This window comes from candidate division WOR-3 bacterium (assembly GCA_039801365.1).
In the GTDB taxonomy this organism is placed as follows: Bacteria; Hydrothermota; Tepidihabitantia; order Tepidihabitantales; family Tepidihabitantaceae; genus JBDRUN01.
Window position 1 is genome coordinate 1 of record JBDRUN010000118.1, and the last position, 5,650, is coordinate 5,650.

3 protein-coding genes are annotated in these 5,650 nt (G+C 57.7%); 1 reads left to right on the forward strand and 2 read right to left on the reverse strand.

What is annotated here, in order from left to right:
- Both ABIL25_10670 and ABIL25_10675 read right to left on the reverse strand, forming a co-directional pair.
- Nucleotides 1-771, reverse strand: a 771-nt coding sequence (locus ABIL25_10670; GenBank protein ID MEO0082729.1) for an SDR family NAD(P)-dependent oxidoreductase, incomplete at its 3' end; no start/stop codon positions are given.
- A 776-nt stretch (nt 772-1,547) separates the two neighbouring features.
- The gene (locus ABIL25_10675; protein ID MEO0082730.1) at nt 1,548-2,729 is read right to left on the reverse strand and encodes a (Fe-S)-binding protein; all 1,182 of its coding nucleotides are present in this window, start codon (nt 2,727-2,729) and stop codon (nt 1,548-1,550) included.
- Between the two features lie 582 nt (nt 2,730-3,311).
- Between ABIL25_10675 and ABIL25_10680 the strand changes: the two genes are divergently transcribed.
- Nucleotides 3,312-5,480, forward strand: a complete 2,169-nt coding sequence (locus tag ABIL25_10680) for a T9SS type A sorting domain-containing protein (protein ID MEO0082731.1) — start codon at nt 3,312-3,314, stop codon at nt 5,478-5,480.
- Nucleotides 5,481-5,650 lie beyond the last annotated feature (170 nt).

The following is a 5,650-nucleotide window of genomic DNA, read 5'->3' on the forward strand; positions in this document are numbered from 1 at the left end:
CAGCCATGTTGCGAGCCGGAGATGACAGGGCACGAATACCTGGCGCCTGGGGTGGCGGACAAGCCACCATACCCGGTCCGCCACCTGTTCCGGACTGATTGCCAGACTCTGCGCCGGCACGGCCCAGCCGGCCGGGCGTCTTCTTGCGGCTTCGAAGAACTCGGTCGCCACCGGGCCGGCCCGAACAACGCTCACCCAAACCCCGCTGCCTCGCAGCTCCCGGTACAGTGATGTTGTGAAAGCATCAAGGAATGCCTTAGTTGCACCGTAGATGCCGATGCCCTGTTCAGGCAGACAGCCGGCGATGGAGCCAATGTTGATTACGTGCCCGGAACCGCGCGACTTCATCGCTGGCAGACAGAGCAGGGTCAGATGAACGGCGGCCTCGACATTGACCCGGAGCATCTCGCGTGCGACGTGCCAGGGCATACGATAGCCGTAACCGTACCAGCCCAGCCCGGCGTTATTGACCAGAACGTCTATCATTCCGTATGACTGCCTAACTTCATCACAGACTCGCTCTCGCTCGGCTTCGAGCGCGAGGTCAGCTGGCACCACAATCACGTCCGCGCCACCGGCCTCGAGGTCGCCGGCAATGGTAGCAAGTCGTTCCTTCCGACGAGCAACCAGCACAACCTTCAGACCACCGGCCGCGAACTTGCGAGCAATCGCCAGCCCAATGCCGGAGGACGCGCCGGTGACGAGCGCAACCCTACCCGTTCCCGGCCAACGCTTCAATCGACCACCGCCCGCAGCCCGACGGTCAATCATAGTATGAATAGTATAGATTGCTTACTAACTGTCAAGCGGCTGGCTGTCGTCTAGTGCCCCAAAGCGGTGTCATGGAGAGACGGTGCGGGAAAGACGCTTGTCTTGAGGAACGTTAACCTGGCACGGCCAGGCCGTGTCTTGTCTATGAACCTCAATTCGGCTCAAGGATTGCGACTTGGTTCGACTGAGACCAATCAAGATACTCCTTGCCGGTCTCGCTGTCGACACTGCGGCCATGATGCCCTGGAATGCCTTGTCCGGAGCAACGGCCGAAGAACTGCTTGAGCGGAGACGACTGGTGCCTGGGCCAGGACTGAACCAGTTAGCTCACCGGTAACCTGAATCCTGAGCTCGGGTCTCAAACCTTGACTGAACCCAGACCTAAGCCGGCAACTGACAGCCTTTCTGATGCGACATGTGAACCAGACTTTGAGTCCGCAAGTCAGAATCTGAATGACGAACCATTTCAAACAGGTCGTAACTAGCTACTTCAAGTCCTTACTCATCAAGCACTTGAGACGCTATCTAAGTCATCGTTTCAACCCTAGACTCAGGTAACAGTTGATAGAACGTCTCAGCTAGGGTTTCAGAACTCTACTCAGATGGGGAGTCACTCCCGGGGTCACTGGGTAACCCCCTGTCCGTGTCCTCATCTTTGTGCCCAATAGCCCCCCTGTGGTATAACATTCTGCTCGCTAATAACTTGTCAAGACCGTCGGCTGACTGGGCCGGGTTCCGGAGAAATCAGCGAGCAGAAGTTGAAGTTACGGTAACGGCTAGTCTTCGAGCGAATCGGCCAGAAGCTCGGCAACGTCTGCAACCCGCAGGTCAAGCTCCATAGTCTTGACCGAGTCCTCGAACATCTGCAGACAGTATGGACAGGCAACCGCAAGTACCTTGGCCCCTGTCCTGGCCGCTTGCCTCACCCTGATGTCAGACAAACGCTCTCCCTTAGGCCAGTCAAGCCACAACCCTCCTCCTCCGCCGCCACAGCACACGCTCTGTTCCCGGTTGAAGTCCGGGATTTCCACTAACTCGACGCCCGGAATGCTCGAAAGCACCCGCCGTGGCTCTTCATAAATGCCGCACTGTCGCCCCAGTGTGCAGGGGTCATGGTAGGTAACCTTTGCTGTCAATTCCTTCTTTGGTCTGATGCGCCCTTCCGTGATAAGACGGTCGAACAACTGGGTCTCGTGAACCAGCTCCCGGTTTCTGGCCAGGTCTGGGTAGTCCCGACGAAATCCGTTGAAACAATGGGGCGATGTGAACAGGAGTCTTCTGACCTCTGGCCGATCAACAAGCGCGGTGTTGGCCCCGGCCAGGTGAGTAAACACTTCCTCGGCTCCAGCCTTGCGCAACGCCTCTCCGCAGCACATCTGGCCCGTGCCCAGGACCCCAAATGAGACTTTGGCGTGTCTAAGGACCCTGACCAAGGCCCGGCTGACCGCCTGGCACCGCGGGTCATAGTCCGCGGTACAGCAGCTGAACCATGCAAAATCCACGCCTTTTTCAAAGGTCGGCACGTCCAGTCCCTTGGCCCAGGCAAATCGTTCCTCGGGTGCGCCACCCAATGGATTGCCAGTGCTGTAGCAGTGGTGTATCGTTGCGCCAAGCGCTTGAGGTACCGACTGGTTCTCAACCAGGATACGTCGGATCGCACGCAGCACCGCCGGGATGTCCACCCCCCGCGGACACCGGGCAAGGCATGCTTCGCAACCAACGCACCGGTACAACTCTGTTACTTCGGCTGCAACCTCATCCTTGTCTTCGGTATTCAGCACTGCTCCAAGCTTGACCGCTTGAGGTAGTCGGTACACAAGGAAGTCTACTTTCTCAAGCTGATACCACGGGCAGAGTGCCATGCACATTCCACACTGGTAACACTTGAGCGCCTCGCTGCCGCCGTATTCGATAATTAGGTCGCGGATTTCAGAATCAGGAACAAGTAGCTTGGCCATGACTGCCTATTCTTGCTCGATTTACCCTGTTCGTCAAGCGAAAACGTTGCCGCTCGAAACTCTGGTTGTTGGGTGCTCTGGATGTTGAACCAAGCTGTCGCCGACAATACCGTGAGCAGGCCTAGCTGAATCCAATGTGTCCTGTATAGTCTCGACTCCTGAGACATCCGGAGACAGAAATCTCATACTATGAGACGCGGACCCACTGAATATATAACACAAACAGACAAGAGTCACGGCCACTGGCTAGGGCAACCACGCTACTTCTCAATGGGTTAGCCAGCAACGCAGGGCATCTACGAGTCAGGGCTCAAACCGAGCAAAGTCTGGCATGACCTTTGCAGTTCCTTTTCCCAATGATAGCTATGTCCTGGCCAAGACACACTGGCGGAACGGCGTTTGTACCGTTTGGCAGTAACCAAGGCCGGTTCGCGTGCCATAACGTCGGGCCAGCCGTTGAGACTCAATGGGTTAGCAGACCGATGTTTGTACACCGTGTGTTGAACGCAACGCAACAGGAAGATTGCGCCAGTGCCAGTCTGGCACAACCAGCAGGGCACTGGCGGTCAAAGGAGGAATCAAATGAAGAACGCTGTCGATCTGCGCATAGTCCTAGTGCTGGTAGGCTTCCTTACCCTAGCCCGTGGGGTGGAAGTAAGAGACCTGTATCCGCGGCATGACAACTACTGGAGCGGACGGGTTATGAACGGAAAGCGCGGCTTTTCCAAGCACAATGCGGACATGATGTACGGCAAGGACCCGCCGGACGACAAGTGGCAGGGCTGGACCAAGGTGGATATCGCTGACATCCCGGACAACGCGACCATCACTCAGGCTAGCTTCTTCTACTACGTCGTGTCCCAGAGTGAACCCGCGCCCCATACGTACGTCACGCTCGTTGCCGAGGACCCGGTCAGTGCCGAACCAGATGCTCTCTGGAACGGCATAGTAAGCGGCACGGTCGTCGCGCCGGACTTCGTGTCGGACCGCGGCTGGGTGGAGCGGGTTCTTTCGGCGGACGGCGTGCACGCGATTCAGTCCGCGCTGAGCCGGGACTGGATCGCATTCGGTCTGTTCAAGTGGGACGAAACCGAATCCAAGGGCCATGCCAAAGGCTATGAAGCCGAGAAATTCCGGCCCTACCTCCGCGTGACATTCGCCGCCGCCAACATGGCAATTGACGCCATCATTGCTCCGGCCGGTGAACTCGAGTCTGATTCGGTAATCGCGCCGGTCGTGGCGGTTTCCAACAAGGGCGACCTGGAACTGTCCTTCAGTCTCACGGTGACGATCGGCGATGGCGCAGCCGAACTGTACCACCGCACACTCGAACTTGACGCAGTTCCAGTTGGTGAAAGCCGCGCCGTGACTTTCCCGGAATGGACCGCAGACCCGGCTGGTGGCGAACGAATAGTTACTGCAACCCTTGACCTTGCTCACGACGCCGACCCGCTTGACAACTACGCGGTCTCCTGGTTCACCGTAGTCCCGTCAGCGCCGAAGCCACGGCCATATTGGGGTTGGGAAGAAGTCAGACCTCTGCCCCTGACTGGCACGCCGAAGCCGGTGAGGGCCGGCGCCTGGCTCGCGGTTGACGAGACAAACGGCATTGTCTATGCGGCCCGGGGCGGTAAGACCACAGACTTCTTTGCCTACAACCCGGCTACCGGTCAGTGGCAGGCGCTTGCCCCTGTTCCGGGCAGAGTCGGCCAGGGTGCACGTGGCGTGAGCGACGGCAAGGGCAGCGTGTTCATGGTGCTCGGCGGTGGCACCCAGGAGTTCTGGCGCTACTCGATTAGCCAGAACAACTGGGAGCGTCTGCCTGATGTACCGCTGGGACCAAGTGAGAAGAAGGTAAAAACCGGCACTGACCTTGTCCACGTCGAGCAGTACGGTCTTGACTATATCTATCTGCTCAAGGGGCCAAAACAGAACTTTCTCCGCTACAACGTCCAGGCCAGAACATGGGCCACACTCGATAACGCTCCAGCCGGTACCTCGGCCAAGTGGAAACAGGGTTCATGGCTCACCTACGATAGCGGCTCAAAACTCTATGCCCACAAGGCACCAACCCACGAAATGTGGGTATATGACCTTAACACCGACACCTGGACTGCCCAGATTCCGCCCATCCCATATGCGACTCAGTCCACAAACTACCGACGTAAGCGTATCAAGGAAGGTGCCTCAGCGGTATGGCGCGAGGGTGCAATCTACTCGCTCAAGTCCGGCAAGACCGACCAATTCTGGCGGTTCGACCCGGTTGCTGGAATCTGGAATGAACAGGAGCCGCTGCCAGTGTTCGGCACGACCCTTAAGGACGTGAAGGTGGGACAGGGCTCGGATATGATAAGCTACCCGTTCAGCCGGGTCCTGTACGCTTTCAAGGGCAACAAGACGTTCGAGTTCTGGCGCTATACCATGCCACCACGGGAGACATTGAAACCGAACCAGGAGGCTCAGGCGACCATGGCCGGGTCCCATACTTCAGTCCGTTTCAGGACACTGTCAATCTGCCCTAACCCGGTTGTCAGCAGGGTTGCAACAATACAAAGCAGCGTAATGACACTAGGCACGGCAAGGGTCACGGTGTTTGACGCGACCGGTCAAATCGCACTCAGCCGCGTGGTCGAGCTAAAGCAGAACGGCGAAGCCAGCCTTGACGTCAACGGGCTCAGCACCGGTACCTATTGTGTGTGCCTTGATGGCCCGGGGTTCAGTCTGACCGGCCGTATGGTCGTGGCAAAATGAAATGCCCAAATCTTGCGACCGGCACCGGATACTCCAGGGAGTTCCCTGTTGCCTCATATATGGATGTACTCGAGGACGCCCCGTTGCCTCAGAATACATTTGTACTCGAATCATGAGCTTTGTCCAGCTTGAAGTCGAGATGGTTGCGTCGGCACTGCCTGTCCTTCGAC

Excerpts from the sequence above, each read along its gene's own strand:
- ABIL25_10675 (MEO0082730.1), bottom strand. The coding sequence starts at position 2,729 with ATGGCCAAGCTACTTGTTCCTGATTCTGAAATCCGCGACCTAATTATC.
- ABIL25_10680 (MEO0082731.1), top strand. The coding sequence starts at position 3,312 with ATGAAGAACGCTGTCGATCTGCGCATAGTCCTAGTGCTGGTAGGCTTC.